The organism is Thermoactinomyces sp. CICC 23799 (genome assembly GCF_016055145.1).
Taxonomy (GTDB): Bacteria; Bacillota; Bacilli; order Thermoactinomycetales; family Thermoactinomycetaceae; genus Thermoactinomyces; species Thermoactinomyces intermedius.
Genome location: NZ_JAECVV010000004.1, coordinates 172,163 through 188,897, shown reverse-complemented (window position 1 = coordinate 188,897; position 16,735 = coordinate 172,163). Strand labels below are relative to the sequence as shown.

The 16,735-nt window shown below is 51.0% G+C and carries 20 protein-coding genes; 1 reads left to right on the top strand and 19 read right to left on the bottom strand.

What is annotated here, in order from left to right:
- Positions 1-11: 11 nt before the first annotated feature.
- The 11 genes from fabF to I8U21_RS07010 form a co-directional block, all read right to left on the bottom strand.
- A complete protein-coding gene (fabF, locus tag I8U21_RS07060; RefSeq protein WP_181731201.1) occupies positions 12-1,253 on the bottom strand; it encodes a beta-ketoacyl-ACP synthase II in 1,242 nt (413 codons plus the stop codon).
- An 85-nt stretch (positions 1,254-1,338) separates the two neighbouring features.
- A complete protein-coding gene (acpP, locus tag I8U21_RS07055) occupies positions 1,339-1,578 on the bottom strand; it encodes an acyl carrier protein (protein WP_037994838.1) in 240 nt (79 codons plus the stop codon).
- A gap of 57 nt (positions 1,579-1,635) precedes the next feature.
- Entirely contained in the window at positions 1,636-2,376 is a 741-nt protein-coding gene (gene fabG, locus I8U21_RS07050; protein WP_181730764.1) for a 3-oxoacyl-[acyl-carrier-protein] reductase, read from the bottom strand.
- Between the two features lie 17 nt (positions 2,377-2,393).
- Complete coding sequence (gene fabD / locus I8U21_RS07045) at positions 2,394-3,341, bottom strand: ACP S-malonyltransferase (RefSeq protein WP_198053576.1); 948 nt, start codon at positions 3,339-3,341, stop codon at positions 2,394-2,396.
- A 19-nt stretch (positions 3,342-3,360) separates the two neighbouring features.
- Entirely contained in the window at positions 3,361-4,350 is a 990-nt protein-coding gene (locus tag I8U21_RS07040) for a beta-ketoacyl-ACP synthase III (RefSeq protein ID WP_198053575.1), read from the bottom strand.
- 17 nt (positions 4,351-4,367) lie between these two features.
- Positions 4,368-5,342: a phosphate acyltransferase PlsX gene (plsX, locus tag I8U21_RS07035; protein ID WP_181730767.1), complete on the bottom strand. Its 975-nt coding sequence runs from the start codon at positions 5,340-5,342 to the stop codon at positions 4,368-4,370.
- On the bottom strand, positions 5,342-5,920 hold the full coding sequence (fapR, locus tag I8U21_RS07030) for a transcription factor FapR (RefSeq protein ID WP_181730768.1): 579 nt from the start codon (positions 5,918-5,920) through the stop codon (positions 5,342-5,344). The genes plsX and fapR overlap by 1 nt, the downstream gene beginning before the upstream one ends.
- A gap of 144 nt (positions 5,921-6,064) precedes the next feature.
- Positions 6,065-6,247 carry a 50S ribosomal protein L32 gene (gene rpmF, locus I8U21_RS07025; RefSeq protein ID WP_082240639.1) on the bottom strand — a complete coding sequence of 61 codons (183 nt, stop codon included), beginning with the start codon at positions 6,245-6,247 and terminating at the stop codon, positions 6,065-6,067.
- Between the two features lie 53 nt (positions 6,248-6,300).
- The gene (locus I8U21_RS07020; RefSeq protein ID WP_181730769.1) at positions 6,301-6,816 is read right to left on the bottom strand and encodes a YceD family protein; all 516 of its coding nucleotides are present in this window, start codon (positions 6,814-6,816) and stop codon (positions 6,301-6,303) included.
- A gap of 55 nt (positions 6,817-6,871) precedes the next feature.
- Entirely contained in the window at positions 6,872-7,912 is a 1,041-nt protein-coding gene (locus tag I8U21_RS07015; protein ID WP_181730770.1) for a SepM family pheromone-processing serine protease, read from the bottom strand.
- On the bottom strand, positions 7,896-8,702 hold the full coding sequence (locus I8U21_RS07010) for a patatin-like phospholipase family protein (protein ID WP_198053574.1): 807 nt from the start codon (positions 8,700-8,702) through the stop codon (positions 7,896-7,898). The genes I8U21_RS07015 and I8U21_RS07010 overlap by 17 nt, the downstream gene beginning before the upstream one ends.
- Positions 8,703-8,820: 118 nt before the next feature.
- On the opposite strand from I8U21_RS07010, the gene ylbJ reads away from it, so the two are divergent.
- On the top strand, positions 8,821-10,065 hold the full coding sequence (gene ylbJ, locus I8U21_RS07005) for a sporulation integral membrane protein YlbJ (protein ID WP_198053573.1): 1,245 nt from the start codon (positions 8,821-8,823) through the stop codon (positions 10,063-10,065).
- 8 nt (positions 10,066-10,073) lie between these two features.
- Here ylbJ and coaD read toward each other — a convergent pair whose 3' ends face one another.
- The 8 genes from coaD to I8U21_RS06965 form a co-directional block, all read right to left on the bottom strand.
- On the bottom strand, positions 10,074-10,565 hold the full coding sequence (gene coaD, locus I8U21_RS07000; RefSeq protein ID WP_181730773.1) for a pantetheine-phosphate adenylyltransferase: 492 nt from the start codon (positions 10,563-10,565) through the stop codon (positions 10,074-10,076).
- A complete protein-coding gene (gene rsmD / locus I8U21_RS06995; protein ID WP_181730774.1) occupies positions 10,534-11,121 on the bottom strand; it encodes a 16S rRNA (guanine(966)-N(2))-methyltransferase RsmD in 588 nt (195 codons plus the stop codon). Before rsmD ends, coaD begins: the two co-directional genes overlap by 32 nt.
- A gap of 303 nt (positions 11,122-11,424) precedes the next feature.
- Complete coding sequence (locus I8U21_RS06990) at positions 11,425-11,649, bottom strand: hypothetical protein (RefSeq protein WP_181730775.1); 225 nt, start codon at positions 11,647-11,649, stop codon at positions 11,425-11,427.
- Positions 11,650-11,731: 82 nt separating this feature from the next.
- On the bottom strand, positions 11,732-12,043 hold the full coding sequence (locus tag I8U21_RS06985; protein ID WP_181730776.1) for a hypothetical protein: 312 nt from the start codon (positions 12,041-12,043) through the stop codon (positions 11,732-11,734).
- A gap of 140 nt (positions 12,044-12,183) precedes the next feature.
- Positions 12,184-14,235 (bottom strand): ATP-dependent DNA helicase RecG, encoded by a 2,052-nt coding sequence (recG, locus tag I8U21_RS06980; RefSeq protein WP_181730777.1) that lies wholly within the window; start codon positions 14,233-14,235, stop codon positions 12,184-12,186.
- Complete coding sequence (gene sdaAA, locus I8U21_RS06975; protein WP_198053572.1) at positions 14,232-15,116, bottom strand: L-serine ammonia-lyase, iron-sulfur-dependent, subunit alpha; 885 nt, start codon at positions 15,114-15,116, stop codon at positions 14,232-14,234. The genes recG and sdaAA overlap by 4 nt, the downstream gene beginning before the upstream one ends.
- A 61-nt stretch (positions 15,117-15,177) precedes the next feature.
- Positions 15,178-15,834 (bottom strand): L-serine ammonia-lyase, iron-sulfur-dependent subunit beta, encoded by a 657-nt coding sequence (gene sdaAB, locus I8U21_RS06970; protein ID WP_181730779.1) that lies wholly within the window; start codon positions 15,832-15,834, stop codon positions 15,178-15,180.
- 31 nt (positions 15,835-15,865) lie between these two features.
- Positions 15,866-16,735, bottom strand: coding sequence for a DegV family protein (locus tag I8U21_RS06965; RefSeq protein ID WP_198053571.1), 870 nt, complete (start codon positions 16,733-16,735; stop codon positions 15,866-15,868).

The following is a 16,735-nucleotide window of genomic DNA, read 5'->3' as shown; positions in this document are numbered from 1 at the left end:
ACCCCTTTTCCTTATGCCTCCTGATATTCTTTCAAGGCAATGGTCGCATTATGCCCCCCGAATCCGAGCGAATTGGACAGGGCCACACGCACCCGCATTTTCCGCGCTTCATTCGGAACATAATCCAAATCACAATCCGGATCCGGATTTTCCAGGTTGATGGTCGGCGGAACAATGCCTTCTTTGATGGCGAGTGCCGTTGCAATGGTTTCAATGCCGCCGGCTGCCCCCAGCAAATGGCCGGTCATGGATTTGGTTGAGCTGATGGCCAAACGTTTGGCATGTTCGCCAAAAGCGCCTTTGATGGCGATGGTTTCAAATTTGTCATTGTAATCGGTGGACGTGCCGTGTGCATTGATGTAGTCCACATCTTCCGGCTTCAGTCCGGCGTCTTTGACAGCCATCAGCATGCTGCGTTTTGCCCCGTCCCCGTCCGGATCGGGACTTGTCAAGTGATAAGCATCCGCAGTCATACCATATCCGGCGACTTCCGCAATGATGTTGGCCCCGCGTTTTTGCGCATGTTCCAAGGTTTCCAGAACCAACACCCCGGCGCCTTCCCCCATGACAAATCCGTCACGGTCCCTGTCAAACGGGCGGCTGGCTTTCTCCGGAGCTTCATTGTTGGTGGACAATGCCCCCATCGCTGAGAAACCGGCAACGGCCATCGGCAAAATGGTGGCTTCGGTTCCACCCGCGATCATGACGTCTGCATCACCACGTTGCAAAATTTTAAACGCATCGCCGACACAGTGCGTTCCGGTGGCACATGCCGAAATGGCCGCACTGTTGGGTCCCTTGGCCCCGATCTGAATGGAAACGATGCCGGATGCCATATTGGCAATCATCATGGGAACGAAGAAAGGACTGACCCGTCGCGGTCCCCGTTTCATCATGACTTTGTGCTGTTCCTCCAACGTTTCCAATCCGCCGATTCCCGAGCCGATGTAAGTGCCGACCCGTTCTTTTTCCACTTTGTCCATGTCCAGCCCGGCATGCTCAAGCGCCATTTTTGATGCGGCCACGGCAAATTGGACAAAGCGGTCCATTCTTTTGGCATCTTTTTTATTCATAAAATCCAATGGATTAAAATCTTTCACTTCCGCAGCAATCTTGACTGCAAAATCCGAAGTGTCAAACCGCGTGATCGTACTTACTCCGGATTTTCCCTGAATTAAATGATTCCAAAAGGTATCAATATCATTGCCCAGAGGAGAAATGACTCCAAGACCAGTGATGACAACCCGGTTCATCTGGTCCACCGCCTTTCCTCATTCATACGATTAGGTGTGTAAAGTCCCGCATGATACGGGACTTTAAAATAAGTACAAAAAATGCTTATTGTTGGTTTTTTTCGATGTATTCCACCACATCTCCGACAGTGGCGATTTTTTCAGCCTCTTCATCGGAGATCTCCATGTCAAACTCATCTTCGAGTTCCATGATGAGATCCACCACATCGAGAGAGTCTGCACCGAGATCTTCTTTGATGTTTGCTTCCAACGTTACTTCACTCGGTTCAACGCTCAAGTTTTCCACAATGATTTTTTTCACTCGTTCCAACGTTGTTTCTGCCATTTCTTTCACCTCCCTTTCGTATTATACGCATTTGGTTGTGGACAAGCAATCAACGGATTACATGGCCATGCCGCCATCGACCTGAATGGTTTGGCCGGTGATGTAAGCGGCAGCATCGGAAGCCAAAAACTTGACGACTTCCGCCACATCTTCCGGTTTGCCAAACCGGCCCAGCGGAATGGCGGATAACATCTGTTCCTTGATCGTGTCATCCAACTTGCTGGTCATGTCGGTATCGATGTAACCCGGTGCCACGGCATTCACGGTGATCCCGCGGCCGGCCAGTTCTTTTGCAATCGTTTTGGTCATTCCGATCACTCCGGATTTAGCCGCGACGTAATTGGCTTGTCCCGGATTGCCGACAATGCCGACAATGGAACTGATGTTGATGATCCGGCCGCTCCGCTTCTTCATCATGGTGCGGGCAACGGCTTTGGTGCACAGGAAGACCCCTTTCAGGTTGGTGTCAATCACCTGTTCCCAGTCTTCTTCTTTCATGCGCATCAATAAGTTGTCCCGCGTGATGCCGGCATTGTTCACCAAAATATCCACTTTCCCCAAAGTGGATTCCGCTTCTTTAAAAGCGCGTTCCACTTGGTCCGCTTTGGAAACATCGACTTGAACCGCCACGGCATTGCGCCCTTTTTCTTTGATGGCCGCCACCGTTTCTTCCGCAGCCTGATGGTTTCCCGCGTAAAAGACGGCCACGTCGCAACCGGCATCGGCCAGAGACAGCGCAACGGCTCGTCCGATCCCGCGCGAACCGCCCGTCACAAATGCAATTTTCCCTGTCAACATCCGCAGTCTCTCCTTCCCTATTTGAGAGATTGTAAGGTTTCCACCGCTTGTTTTAACGATTCCGGATCCTGAACGGAGAGGGTCTTGACTTTCCGGTCCACTTTTTTGATCAGCCCGGACAATACGTTTCCGGCCCCGATCTCGACAAAGACGGTGACCCCTTCTTCCAGCATGTATCGCACACTGTCTTCCCACAAAACCGGGGAAGCCACTTGTTGCACCAACAGTTGCTGAATCGCTTCGGAATCCGCCACTCCTTGTGCCGTGGCATTGGCCACGACCGGCACGTCTGCCTCACGGATCGGAACTGATGCCAGATGGTCCGCCAAACGGTCTGCGGCCGGTTGCATCAACGAAGAGTGGAACGGCCCGCTGACCGAAAGCGGAATCACACGGCGCGCCCCGGCTTCCAACGCTTTTTCCCCCGCCTCTTTGACCGCCGCTTGGTGACCGGAAATCACGATCTGATTCGGCGAGTTGAAATTGGCCGGTTCCACCACGTGTCCTTGGTGCGACACCTCTTTGCAGATTTCCACCAGTTTGTCGCGATCCAGGTTCATTACGGCAGACATTGCCCCCTCACCGGCCGGAACCGCTTCTTCCATGTAGGTTCCGCGTTTATGTACAGTGAGAACAGCATCCGCAAAAGAAAGGGAGCCTGCAGCCACCAATGCGGAATATTCCCCCAAGCTATGCCCGGCTACAAAATCCGGTGTTCGATCTAACTGCTCATCCAGCACTTTCCACAAGGCGATGCTTGTCGTCAGGATGGCAGGTTGTGTGTTTTTCGTCAAGCGAAGCTGTTCTTCCGGCCCTTCAAAGCAAAGTTGCGACAAGGCATACCCTAAGGTTTTGTCCGCATCGGCAAACACTTGTTTTGCGGTCTCCGTGGCCTTGTAAATTTCTAATCCCATGCCGGTTTTTTGCGAACCTTGGCCCGGAAAAACAAAGGCGATTTTGCTCACTCGGATTCCTCCCTCTTCTTTAATCCAACGCCCATTTCAAAACGGTTGCCCCCCAGGTCAGGCCGCCGCCAAAACCGCAGAGAACCATCGTATCCCCTTTTTTAATCTGTCCGCGTTCCACCGCTTCATCAAGAGCAACCGGAATCGAAGCGGACGACATGTTCCCGTAGCGGTCCAGGTTCACAACCACTTTGTCTTCAGTGAGGCCCAGCCGTTTCACCGCGGAATCGATAATGCGGATATTCGCCTGGTGAGGAACAAGAAAATCGATGTCTTCTTTTGACAAACCTGCTTTGGCCAGTGCTTCTTCGGTGGCATTTCCCATCACGCGCACCGCAAATTTAAACACTTCCCGCCCGGACATGTGCACATAATGAAGGCGCTCCTGGATGGTTTTCTCAGAAGCCGGAAGACGAGATCCTCCCGCCGGCAAATTCAACAAGTTGCCGCCCGAACCGTCTCCTCCTAATTCGAAAGACAAGAAGCCATATCCTTCTTCCACCGGACCGAGCACAGCGGCTCCGGCACCATCGCCGAACAACACACAAGTGTTCCGGTCGGTCCAGTCGACGATGCGCGACAGGCATTCCACCCCGATCACCAGCACATATTTGTATACGCCGGTTGCAATGAACTGTGCGCCTGTGGATATTCCGTATATAAAACCGGTGCATGCGGCCGACAAATCAAACGTGGCTGCTTTTTTGGCACCGAGCCGGTCTTGGACTAGGCAAGCCGTCGCCGGAAAATTCATATCCGGTGTCACGGTCGTGACAATGATCATGTCAAGCTCCTCGGCACGGATCCCGGCTTTTTTCAATGCTTTTTCCGCCGCTTTGACGGATAAATCGGAAGAAGCTTCATCCGGAGCCGCAATCCTGCGCTCACGAATGCCTGTCCGGCTTACGATCCATTCATCATTCGTATCCACCATTTTCTCCAAATCGGCATTGGTTAACACTTTCTCCGGCAAATAGGATCCCGTTCCCAATATACCCACTGACCTCATTTTCCAGCTCCTCTCTTCTAAGACAATTCCTCTTCCATCCGCGAAATCACATCGTGTTGCAGAAACCGGCGTGTTTGCCGGATGGCATTATAAAAGGCTCTGGCATCGGAAGAACCGTGCGCTTTGATCACGGGCCCCTTAAGCCCCAAAAGCGGAGCTCCTCCATGCTCCTTGTAATCCATCGCTTGGGCAAACTTTTTCAAGCGCGGTTTCAACAAGGCGGCCATGGACTTTGTCATCCAATTGGCCGTGAGTTCCTGTTTCAAACGGCCAAAAACCGCTTTGGCCACCCCTTCGGTGTTTTTCAGAAGCACATTTCCGGTAAAACCGTCGCAGACGAGCACTTCACAAGGCCCTTCCAAAATGTCGCGGGCTTCCACATTTCCCACAAACCGGGCTGCCAAATCTTTTTCGATCAACGCATAGGCTTCCCGGGTAAGTTCTGTTCCTTTCCCCTCTTCGGTCCCGATATTGAGCAACCCGACACGCGGAGACTCAAAACCCAACACCTTTTCGGCATAAATGCTTCCCATCGTCGCATACTGCCTCAAATGCTCCGGTTTGGCCTCCGGGTTTGCGCCGACATCCAACACGAGAATCCCTTTCCCGTTGAGGGTCGGAAAAACGGGAGCCAGTGCGGGGCGGTCGACTCCTTTCAGCCGGCCGACGTGAAAAAAACCCGCCGCCATCAGCGCACCGGTGTTTCCTCCGCTGATAAAAGCATCGGCCTCTTTCTTTCTGACCATCTGGCAACCCACAACGATGGAAGAATCTTTTTTCCGCCGAACGGCTTGGGTCGGTTTGTCTTCCGGTTCGATTTTTTCCGTCACCGGCCGGAACTCAACGCCGTCCAAGGCCAATTGATCTTCCATGTCCTTCAGGCCGATTAAAATGATCTTTAAATCCGGCCATTTTTCTTTCGCCTGTCTGATCCCTTCCACCACTGCGTCCGGAGCATGATCTCCTCCATGTGCATCAATTGCTATCCGCATCAAAGCTCCTCCTTAACAAGCTCCTTATCTTCCAGGCAATACACATCAAATGTGCCTTGAAAAACGGTTTCGCCGTTTACTTTTGTCAGCACGTCCACCTGCAACCGGGAAGATAATTTTTTGACGACCTTGGCTTTGGCAATGCATTTTTCCCCCAGATAAACCGGTCTGACAAAACGGATTCCCGCCGCCCCGGTCAGGGCGACTTCCGCGTTGGCAACGGCGATGGCCAGCGAATTGGCTTGAGCAAACAGAATATGCCCCCGCGCAATGTGATTGCGTGCAAAAACATACTCCTTTTTTATTTCAAGGATGGAAACTCCGCTATGGTCGAGCTGCAAATCCACCACGTCACCGATCACTTCATCCAGCGACAAGGACCGGACATGATCCAAATGGTCCTCAGCCATGTGCTTGATACGTTCGCGCAATTCCGGGATCCCCAGCTCCCACCGGTCCAAACGGATGGTTTGGATACTCACGCCAAACCGTTTGGCACATTCTTCATCCGTCAGGAACGGTTCGTCTTCAAAAGCCCGTATCACTTGCTGTTGCCGTTCTTTTTTGGATAATCGCATAACGGAGTCACCACCTTTCCCGTTTTTATGATCAGTTATTAATACCTGGTACTAAATCAGTATATAAAAAAAAGCTTCATTTGACAACAAAAAAACAAGAGACTGGCGAAAAAAGCGCCAGTCCTGTTCTCCGGAGCCCGTGAATCAGTCGTTCACGACTCCTTCCACTTCAGAGCCTTTATAATATCCACACTCTTTGCATACGCGGTGGGATAATTTGGGTGCTCCGCATTGCGGGCAATTTACCATACCCGGTACAGAAAGTTTGTAATGGGTACGACGTTTGCGTTTACGAGTTTTGGATGTACGCCGAAAAGGTACTGCCATTTGTTTCACCCCCTCTAAGAATGTAACACAAGCCCGGGAAGTTTCCTATACTGTTACGCATCATTTTGAAACCAGTCTCCCAGAACCGCCAGCCGGGGGTCGATTTTCTCAACCCGGCACCGGCACGATTCGGTGTTCCGGTTTTTTCCGCATTCCGGACACAGCCCTTTGCAATCTTCCCGGCACACAGGAATATAAGGAAATTGGAGCAACAAGGCTTCCCGAATAAACGGAGTCAAATCCAGTTTATTTTCATCGGCCAAATGAATTTCCTGCTCCTCGGATTCCACGGCCCGGTGCGGATCATCTGTAAAGTGTTCTTCAAAGGTCGCTTTGATTTCCTGCTTGAATTCACTCAAACATTTGGCGCAAGAAAACACAGCGGTGGTTGACAATTCCCCTTTTGCGACGAAGAAATGAGGATCAACCATTTCCACACGGGCTTTCACGTCAACCGGCGCTAATTGTTCAAGTCCGGATACTTCTTCATCCAATGTCAAGTGGATCGTATCCTCTACAAACAACAGCCCATCTTTTGCCTGGTTTAATTGGTGCAGAGAAATCTGCATAATTCCACTCCTTGTGTAAAAACAGGGTTATTATAAGATATCGAACCAATCTCTGTCAATGTTTTTGACTTGGCAACCGTTTCAAATACGCCACGGCCTCGTTTAAAGAACGGACCGGGATCACTTTCATCGAATATCTCTTTGCTTTCACCGTCGCTTTGGCCAACTTTTCATTCTGGTCTGCAGGGGTTTTGTCTGCGGGGCAAAAAAAGAATTCCGCCCCTTTTTCAGCCGCCGCCGCGATTTTATACTCAATGCCCCCGATTTGGCCGACTTGCCCGTCGGGTGAAATGGTTCCGGTGCCCGCGATCCGGTAACCACGGGTCAAATCATCCGGCATCAACCGGTTTAACACCTCCAGGGAAAACATCAACCCCGCTGAAGGGCCTCCGATTTTTGCACTGTCAATCCGGACAGCAGGGTCGGTTTCAATTTCGGTTTTTAAAACGGGAACAATGCCGAGGCCGGCTTTTTCTTTTCCATTTGTTTCCGGCAGGGAAGTCAATCGGACCATGAGATCCCGGGGGGTTTGTTGGCGGATAACACGAACACGGACCGTCTCCCCGGCTTTTTTCCGGCTGAGATAACCGGTCAACTGTTCCACCGACCGGACGGGTTGATGATCGATTTGCGTAATCAGGTCCCCTTCCTCAAGCCCGACGGACCCGTTGATCAAACGCAAAACTTCGATTCCCCGCACCCGGACCGTGACCGGTTTCCCGGCATACCGGTAAGCGGCAATCACGGCATGATTTTGTGACATTTGCATGCTTTCCGCTTGCCTGCGTTCATAATCTTCGTCCGACTCGTCTTCGGCCAGCACTTTCTCTTCGGGAATCAAATCCACATTCCCGGACAGGAAACTGTACAGATAATCAACTAGGACCCCTTCCTTCATCGAGACCGTCGTCAGATAAAATTCCCCCTGCTCATCAGGCGGATGCCCCTTTATGTTCACCAACGGGCTCACATCTTCGGCCGATCCCGGCGAAATCGTGTAATACGGGATGGGAATCAGAAACAGGGCACCGATAACCGCCACCAGTCCGATGAAGGCAATGACACGGATCCGGTCCCGTTTAGTCCATGGATTCATTCAATGCTTTCTCTCCTTGCCAGTAATGGATTTGTTCTTTTAGTTTGTCGATTTGGGCTCTGGCTTCTTCTTCCCCCCGCCGGATGCATTCTTCCACTCTGGAAAACGATGTCACTTGGATGTCCCCCACATCCGGATGGATCAAAAAGTCGGCGGTTGACCGTTTTTGGCCAGTGATTTGTTTTTCCATGATAATTAAAGTTTGTGTAATTACATCGAAAATATTTCGGATCTCAGCTTGCGGCGCCCTCGGAATGACATCCACGGCAATCACGAAATCGGCCCCCAGTTTTCTCACCACCGAAACGGGCAGGCGGTCCGCCACCCCACCGTCGACCAGCACCTGATCTCCCCGGATCACCGGCTCAAAAATGCCCGGAATGGATATGCTGGCCCGAACCGCTTGGTCGACAGGCCCTTCGGTGAATACAACCGGTTCCCCTGTAACGAGATCGGTGGCCACAATCGCCGTCGGAATCTGCAATTCTTCCAATGTTTTATGATGTGCGAGCAGACGGATCAACGCTTTCACCTTTTCCCCCGGGACAAACCCCTTTCGCGGAACCGTAAAATCAAGCCAATATTTTCTTTTTAAGGAACAAGCAAGCTTTTCGCACAGGTTGAGGTCCAGACCGTTGGCCAACAAAACGGCCATGATGCTTCCCATGCTGCTCCCGGCCACACAGTCGACGGGAATACCCTCTTCTTTCAGGACTTTCAAAACGCCCAAATGGGCAAACCCCCTGGCCCCTCCCGAACTCAAAGCCAATCCGATTTTGGGTCTGGTCATCCCTTTCCCACCTTTCTTTCTCATCTGCATTTCCGAAACATTTGGACAAAACGGTCTAATCCGCCACCCCGTTGCGTAGACATAGTATTGATGCAGCTACTGTGAGGAGAGAATGCATATGAATCCAGCCCTTCTCCGAAGTCAATTCAAAACCGTTTTGCTGGCATCCGTCGCTTTATTCATCGCGGTGATCCTGGTGATGTACCCGGAGCAAGCCGTGAAATCATCATTAAGAGGATTACATATTTGGTGGGATGTTGTTTTTCCTGCATTGTTGCCGTTTTTTATCACGGCGGAGATGATGATGGGCTTCGGAGTGGTCCATTTTCTCGGAGTATTGTTGGAACCTTTGATGCGCCCCATCTTCCGTGTTCCGGGCGCCGGTGCATTTGTCATGGCCGTGGGCTTGATTTCCGGGAACCCCATGGGCGCCAAACTGACCGCCCGTTTAAGGGAACAAAATCTGGTTTCCAAAGAAGAAGGGGAGCGTTTGATATCCTTTACCAGCACCGCCGGACCTTTGTTTATTTTCGGAGCGGTGGCTGTCGGTTTTTTTGAAAATAAATCCGTCGGCTTGATCCTGGCCATTGCCCACTATATCAGCGCATTTATCGTCGGATTTTCCATGCGCTTTTATGAAAAACAAGCCACGCCGACCCCACCCCCCGGCATCAAAAAAGGGTTTATTTTGACCCGTGCCATGGCGGCCATGCACCGCGCCCGGATTCAAGACGGCCGGACACTGGGGCAACTCATCGGACAATCCGTCACATCTGCCATTCAAACCTTGCTTTTAATCGGCGGGTTTATCATGATGTTTTCCGTGTTGACCCATCTGATCAACTATGTGGGAGTCACGGCACCGCTACTAAAAGGCATCTCCAATCTGTTGACCTTTTTTTCATTTCCGCCGGAACTGTCCGAATCCATTTTAGCCGGATTGTTTGAAATTACCGTCGGTTCGCAAGTTGCCAGTTCCGTCGACCCGTCCGTCCCGATGCTTTATAAATTGGCCATTGTCAGCTTGATCATCGGGTGGAACGGCCTTTCCATCCATGCCCAAATCGCCAGCATGATCAGTCGGACAGACATCCGGTATTATCCTTATTTTGCCGCCAAAATCCTGCACGGGTTTCTGGCGGCGCTCATTACCATACTCATTTTTCCGTTTTTCAAGCATTCTCTGCAAAATGACACAACCATTCTATCCGTCTTTCACCCGGTCACTTCCCCGGGCGCGTTTTCCGTCTGGGGAATCTTGCAAGGTTTTGCGGCCACCGTCACCCTGATTTGGTTTTTGGCGCTGGTTTATCAGGAAACAAAAGCCGTCGCCGAATCCTTCCGTTACAACAAAACCCGCTGATCCTGATTTCAGCGGGCAAAATTTTCACTGAATTTTTTTCGGAGCGCTTTTTCCACGGTCCCGGGAACCAAATCTTTGACATCCGCCCCGTATCGGGCCACTTCTTTGACCATCGACGAGCTGATAAAGGAATGTTCATTGCTTGTCATCAAAAAAAAGGTTTCAACCTTATCATTCAATTTTCGGTTGATGGAAGCAATCTGCAACTCATACTCAAAATCGGAAATCGCCCGAAGGCCGCGTAAGATGGCATGGGGATTTCTTTTTTTCAAGTAATCGACCAACAAGCCGTTAAAACTGTCCACTTCGACATTGGAAAGATGCCGGGTGGCCTCCCGGATCATTTCCGTTCTTTCTTCTACTGAAAATAATGGATCTTTCGAAGAATTAACCAAGACAGCCACGATAATTTTGTCAAACACTTTTTTTCCGCGCTCAATGATATCCAAATGGCCATACGTAATCGGGTCAAAACTCCCCGGATAGACTGCCACTTTCACTCGGCTCACCCCATTCGTATAAAGAAATCGATGTATCCCGGTAATTTAGCAAGCGATAACGTCGAAAAGCCCCAATTTCTTCCGGGGGAACACATTCCGCCTCGTGTTCGGCAACAATCAAGCCTTCCTCTTTTAACAACCCGTGCTTGGAAATCTTTTCAATCGTGGGAGCCAGTAAATTTTTTTTATAAGGAGGATCCAAGAAAATATAATCAAATTGCAAACGGCGCTTTTTTAAAAGCGGCAACGCCCGTTGGACGTCATTCCGGTAGACCTCCACGAAATCGCTTAATTTGGAAGCACCGGCATTCATCCGGATTACATCACAGCTTGTCCGTGAAGAATCGATGAAAACGGCTTTGTCCAATCCCCTGCTCAACGCTTCCAGCCCCAATGCGCCGGTACCCGCAAACAAATCCAGAGCCATGCCGCCGTCAAAAAAAGGACCGATCACTTGAAACAAGGATTCTTTGACACGATCTGCCGTCGGGCGAACATGCTTGCCGGGAACCATTTTCAAGCGGGTTCCTTTGGCTTTTCCAGCAATGATTCGCATCGTTTTTTACACCTGACTTTATGAATAGATTATGAATGCATTACGTTTCTTATCCTACCATAAAGAACCGGCAAAAGAAAATCTGTAAAAAACATTCAAAGAAGAGGTATGAACGCCGGAAAAATGGAAATCATAAAGGATGACAGCATCTGCTGCGATGCTGTCAACCGCGGAGAAGACTTACGTTTCCCCAATAAGCTCTTCCTCCGGTTTCTCCTCTCCCATTGAAGACTTACGCATGAGTGCGTAAGAAACATGGGGCTCGCTATTGAGGCGAGCCATTTTTTTTGCATGAAAACCATTCTATCTTTCTTCTTCAAAGTCTTTGCGTTCTGCCGGCTCATCGGCTTCCGGTTGCAGGAACAAATCCCCGAACAACCAGTCCTCTTCCCATTCATTGACGGCCACCGGAGCTTCTTCCGGCTTGGCATCATCCCAATTTTCCTCGACCTTCAGATTTTCAATCTTGTCAGAAGGGGCTTGCACCTTGCGAATCGCTTTTTTCTTTGCCCGGTTTCTTTTGGCCATCCTTCTCCTCCTTTCCACTCGGATTTCTCTATACGATATGACAACACCCCAACGTCCGTCTGATTGAATGGCCCATGCTTTTTTACAAATAACGGCGGATCATGTTGGCTTCAAACGGAGTGATGACCCCTTCCATCACCATCGCATCCACAAAACGGTTGGATAATTCATGCCAACGCGGCGAACGTTGCAAACGGTCGATTTCCCGGGGGGTGAAGATCTGCCAGGGCAATTCCCGGGCAAAAGCCCAAAGTCCCATCCTGCCGTAAGTTCTGCGAATTTGCTTGGACTGATTGATCAAGGATTTAATTTTTTTGGGAGAAACGGCATTTCTGCCGACTGTCCGGTTAATCTCCTCCGCCAGCTCCACATAAAAAGCGTCACGCTGATTCATAAAACACTCCTCCTGCCGTAATATCCACCACCTTTGCCCGTCGGCGGATCGGTTTCGAACAATATATCTTATGTCTTTCACAAGAAAAAGTTTGTGATAAAAAAACAAACCGGCCATCCATGACCGGTTTCAGACCCGTTTCAGTCAAAATTGACTTCTGTCAGGTTTTGTGCACACAGATATTCATATAAAGGTTTGGTTTCTTCCGAGGTCGCAAAATCATCGCGGCTGACATATTCCGCCGCATCGGCGCGGGCATATTCCAAAACGGTGAAATCCTGGTTTAAATCCGCCACTTTAAAATCTGGAAGCCCGCTTTGCTTCACTCCCAAAAAGTCGCCGGGCCCCCTCAGCATCAAATCGCGGCGGGAAATCTCAAATCCATCCGTGGTTTCGGTCATGATCCGCATCCGCTCATTGCCGGTTTCCGATTTGGGGTTGGCCACCAGAATACAGGTGGAAGCCCCGCCGCCCCGGCCCACACGGCCGCGCAACTGATGCAACTGAGCCAGTCCGAACCGGTCGGCATCATAAATCACCATGACGGTGGCATTGGGGACATTGACCCCGACTTCCACCACGGTGGTGGATACAAGAACCTGCACATCATTTTCGGCAAACAAACGCATCACTTCTTCTTTTTCCGCCGGCGGCATGCGCCCGTGCAACAATCCGACCCGAAGGGGTGCCAGCTCGGTCACAAGCTGTTCAAACACTTCTTGCGCATTTTCCAGGTCCAGTTTTTCTGATTCTTCGATCAGCGGGCAAATCACATAAGCTTGCCGTCCGCTTTGGCATTCTTTCCGGATAAAATTCACGATGCGCGGCCACAATTCTTTTTTCACCCAATATGTGTCGACCGGTTGCCGTCCTTTCGGCATTTCATCGATCGTGGACACATCCATTTCGCCAAACACCGTGATCGACAGCGTCCGTGGGATGGGCGTCGCCGTCATGTGCAACACATCCGGCACTTCCCCTTTTTCCCTGAACATCGCCCGCTGTTTCACCCCGAAACGGTGTTGCTCGTCGGTAATGACCAAGCCCAATTTCCGAAATTCCACCACTTCCTGAATCAAAGCGTGGGTTCCCACAACCACATCCGCCAGCCCCATCTTGATTTGACCCTGCGCCTCTCTTTTTTCCCGTGCCGTCATGCTTCCCGTCAGCGTGATTACATTTAACCCCCAAGGAGACAATAACCCCTGCAATGAAGAAGCATGTTGCTCTGCCAAAATTTCGGTGGGCACCATGATCGCCCCCTGATACCCGCTCAAATAATTGGCATACAACGCGATGGCGGCCACAACCGTTTTTCCGGAACCGACGTCCCCCTGCAGCAGGCGGTTCATCTGTACCGGTTCCCGGAGATCATTGAGAATTTCGCGCGTCACCCTTTGTTGGGCTCCGGTTAAGGGAAAGGACAATCCGTTGATGAATTGCTCCACTTTTTCATCCGGAAACGCATGCGCCAGCCCTTTCCCCTTCGTCCGGTGGATCCGTCGCAACCACATGATTTTTAATTCGTACAGGAACAGCTCTTCATAAACCATGCGCCGCCGTGCCTGTCTCCCTTCTTCTTTTCCTTTGGGAAAATGCAGATAATACATGGCGGTGGCCCGCGGAATCAACCGGTACTTGTTTCTTAATGCTTGCGGCAAAATTTCCCCGATCTCCCGGCCGTACGCTTGAAAGGCTGAATGAATCAGCTTGCGGAGCCAGTTTACCTTGATTTTTCCGCTGACGGAGTAAACCGGTTCAAACCGGCCGGCATATTTTTCGATTTCCGACGGACTGATCAAGGTGCGATCCGCCGTCAGTTGCATCCGGTTCCGGTCCCATTTTCCGGAGACGACAATCGTTTTGCCGGTTTGCAGTTTATTTTTTAAAAACGCCTGGTTAAACCAAACCACCTGGACGGGAATACCGTGAACCAGGAGTTTTAACGTCATTCTTGATTTTTTCTTTCCGTACCAACGGACACTGGGTTGCCCGTAGACTTGCCCTTCCACCGTGACCCGCTCTTCATGCCGGGCTTCAGACAAGTCACTCAAACGATAGTCTTCATATCGGTATGGGAAATAGGATAATAAATCAGCGATCGAATGGATCCCCAACTCGGCAAGGGCTTCTTTTTTCTGTTTCCCCACTCCGGGAAGAACTTCCACGGAAATCTCCTGCAGGTTCTTCATTTTCCGGAATTCCCGAAAACCCGCTGTTCCAATGCCCTTCCCGTCGGAGTGTCAGCAAGCCCTCCCAGAGCCGTTTCCTTCAAGGCGACCGGCATGGATTGGCCAATTTTGTACATGGCATCAATCACTTCGTCGGCAGGAATCACACTCTTCACCCCGGCCATCGCCATATCTGCCGCAACCAGCGCAATGGACGCCCCCATGGCATTCCGCTTCACACAAGGCGCTTCCACCAAACCGGCAACCGGATCGCAAACCAGCCCCAACATGTTTTTCAACGCAATGGCAACCGCTTCGGCCGATATCGAAGGGGTTCCCCCGGCCATCTCCACCACAGCGGCGGCGGCCATGGCGGTCGCTGAACCCACTTCCGCCTGACAACCCCCGGCCGCGCCCGAAATGCATGCATTATTGGCGATGCAAAATCCGATGGCCCCGGCTGTGAATAAAGCGCGAACCATCGTTTCCCGGTCCGATTGCAATTTGTCAGCCGCGGCATGAATGGCTCCGGGTAAAATTCCGCAAGCTCCGGCAGTCGGGGTTGCGACAATTGTTCCCATGGCGGCATTCACTTCGGACACGGCCGTGGCTTTTGAAACCGCATCCAAAACAGTGGTGCCGGATAAAAAAACACCTTTATCCCGGTATGCCCGGATTTTTTTCGCATCGCCGCCGGTAATGCCGCTGTGAGACCGGATTTCTTCCGTCAATCCCCGTTCGATCGCTTCTGTCATCACATCCAGATTTTTACCCATTTCCTCCATAATCTCCGCCCGCGGACGATTCATCACTTCTTCCTCATGCCGGATCATCACTTCAGAGATCGGGATTTTCATGGTTTGAGCCACTTCTGTCAATTCTCTCACGGTACGAAAACGCATCAACAAAACCCCCTTTTCACAGAAAACCGCCGTCATCTGTGAAGAAACGGCGGTGGTGAAACTATAAAACCGTTACAGCGTGGATATCCTCCAAGTCGCGAATTTTTGCTTGCACCTTTTCGTCCACCGGTTGATCCGTCTCGATGGACATCAGTGCCTGTAAACCTTTTTCCTTACGCGACACCTGCATAAAGGCAATGTTAATTTTATGCTCGGCAAGGACACCGGCAACACGCGCGACCGCTCCGTATTTGTCTTGATGCAATACGAACAAGACCGGCCCGTTCCCTGACAAACGCAGTTCAAAGCCATTTAACTCCACAATTTCCATTTTTCCTCCACCGATGGACACCCCGACGATTTCCAGACTTCCCGCTTCGTCCTCCAGCCGGATCCGGGCCGTGTTGGGATGGTCCGTGATTTCATCGGATTCATGAAAGCGGATCTCGATGCCTTCTTGTTCGGCGATTTCCAGCGCATGCACCATCCGCTTGTCAAAAGTGTCAAAATCGAGCAATCCGCCGGCCAAGGCGACATCTGTCCCGTGGCCGCGGTAAGTTTTGGCAAAGGAGCCGTACAATGTAATCTCTGCACGGCTCGGTTTCCGTCCGAAAATGGTCCGTGCCGCTCTGCCGATACGGGCTGCACCTGCCGTATGGGAACTGGACGGCCCGATCATCACCGGGCCGATAATATCAAAAACCGTCCGATATTTCATAAGCTCCACCTCTTCAGACTGCTTTTCCGGCTTACAGCCGGTCCAAGGGCACAATGATGCAGCCGATGGTTCCGGGCCCGGCATGCGTTCCCACGGCAGGCCCGATATCCACCACATGTTGTTCCCGGATGTCAAACAGTTCCTGAGCCCGTGCCATCCATTGTTCTGCTTGTTCTCTTTTGGCTGCATGGATCACCGCCAAGGCAACGGGACGGCCCGACGCTTCCTTTTTCAAGCCGTCAAACACTTTTTGGACGGCCTTTTTATTTCCCCGCGCCTTATCAACGGCTTCCACTTCTCCGTCATCATTGATGGAAATGATCGGCTTGATGTTTAACAGGGTGCCGACCAAGGCAGCCGCTTTTCCGATCCGGCCGCCTTTTTGCAAATATTCCAAGGTATCGACCAAAGCAAGCAACCTTTGTTCCTGCCGGATCTTCATCGCCATGGACAACAGTTCCGAAAGCGGCTTGCCTTCTTTGGCGGCACGTGCCACCAGAACGACGATCACTCCCAAACAAAAGGTGACCGTTTTGGTGTCAACCACTTCAATTTTGACATCGGGATATTCTTCTTCCACCATGGATTTTGCCAGCAAAGCAGATTGATAAGTCCCGCTCATTCTCGATGAAATATGAAAAGATATGATTTCTTTGGCCCCGTCAAAAACGGCTCGTTTAAACGCGCTGACAATATCCAGCGGAGAAGGTTGTGAAGTGGTCGGCAATTGATCCGTCCGGCTCATTTTCAGATAAAACTCATCCGGAGTGATGTTGATTCCGTCCTGATAAGATTCCCCATCCAAATGCACATTGATCGGGATGACCGTGATGCCCAGTTCTTTTGCAAGCGACTTGGGAATATCTGCCGTACTGTCTGTAATGATTTTAACGTTCCCCAT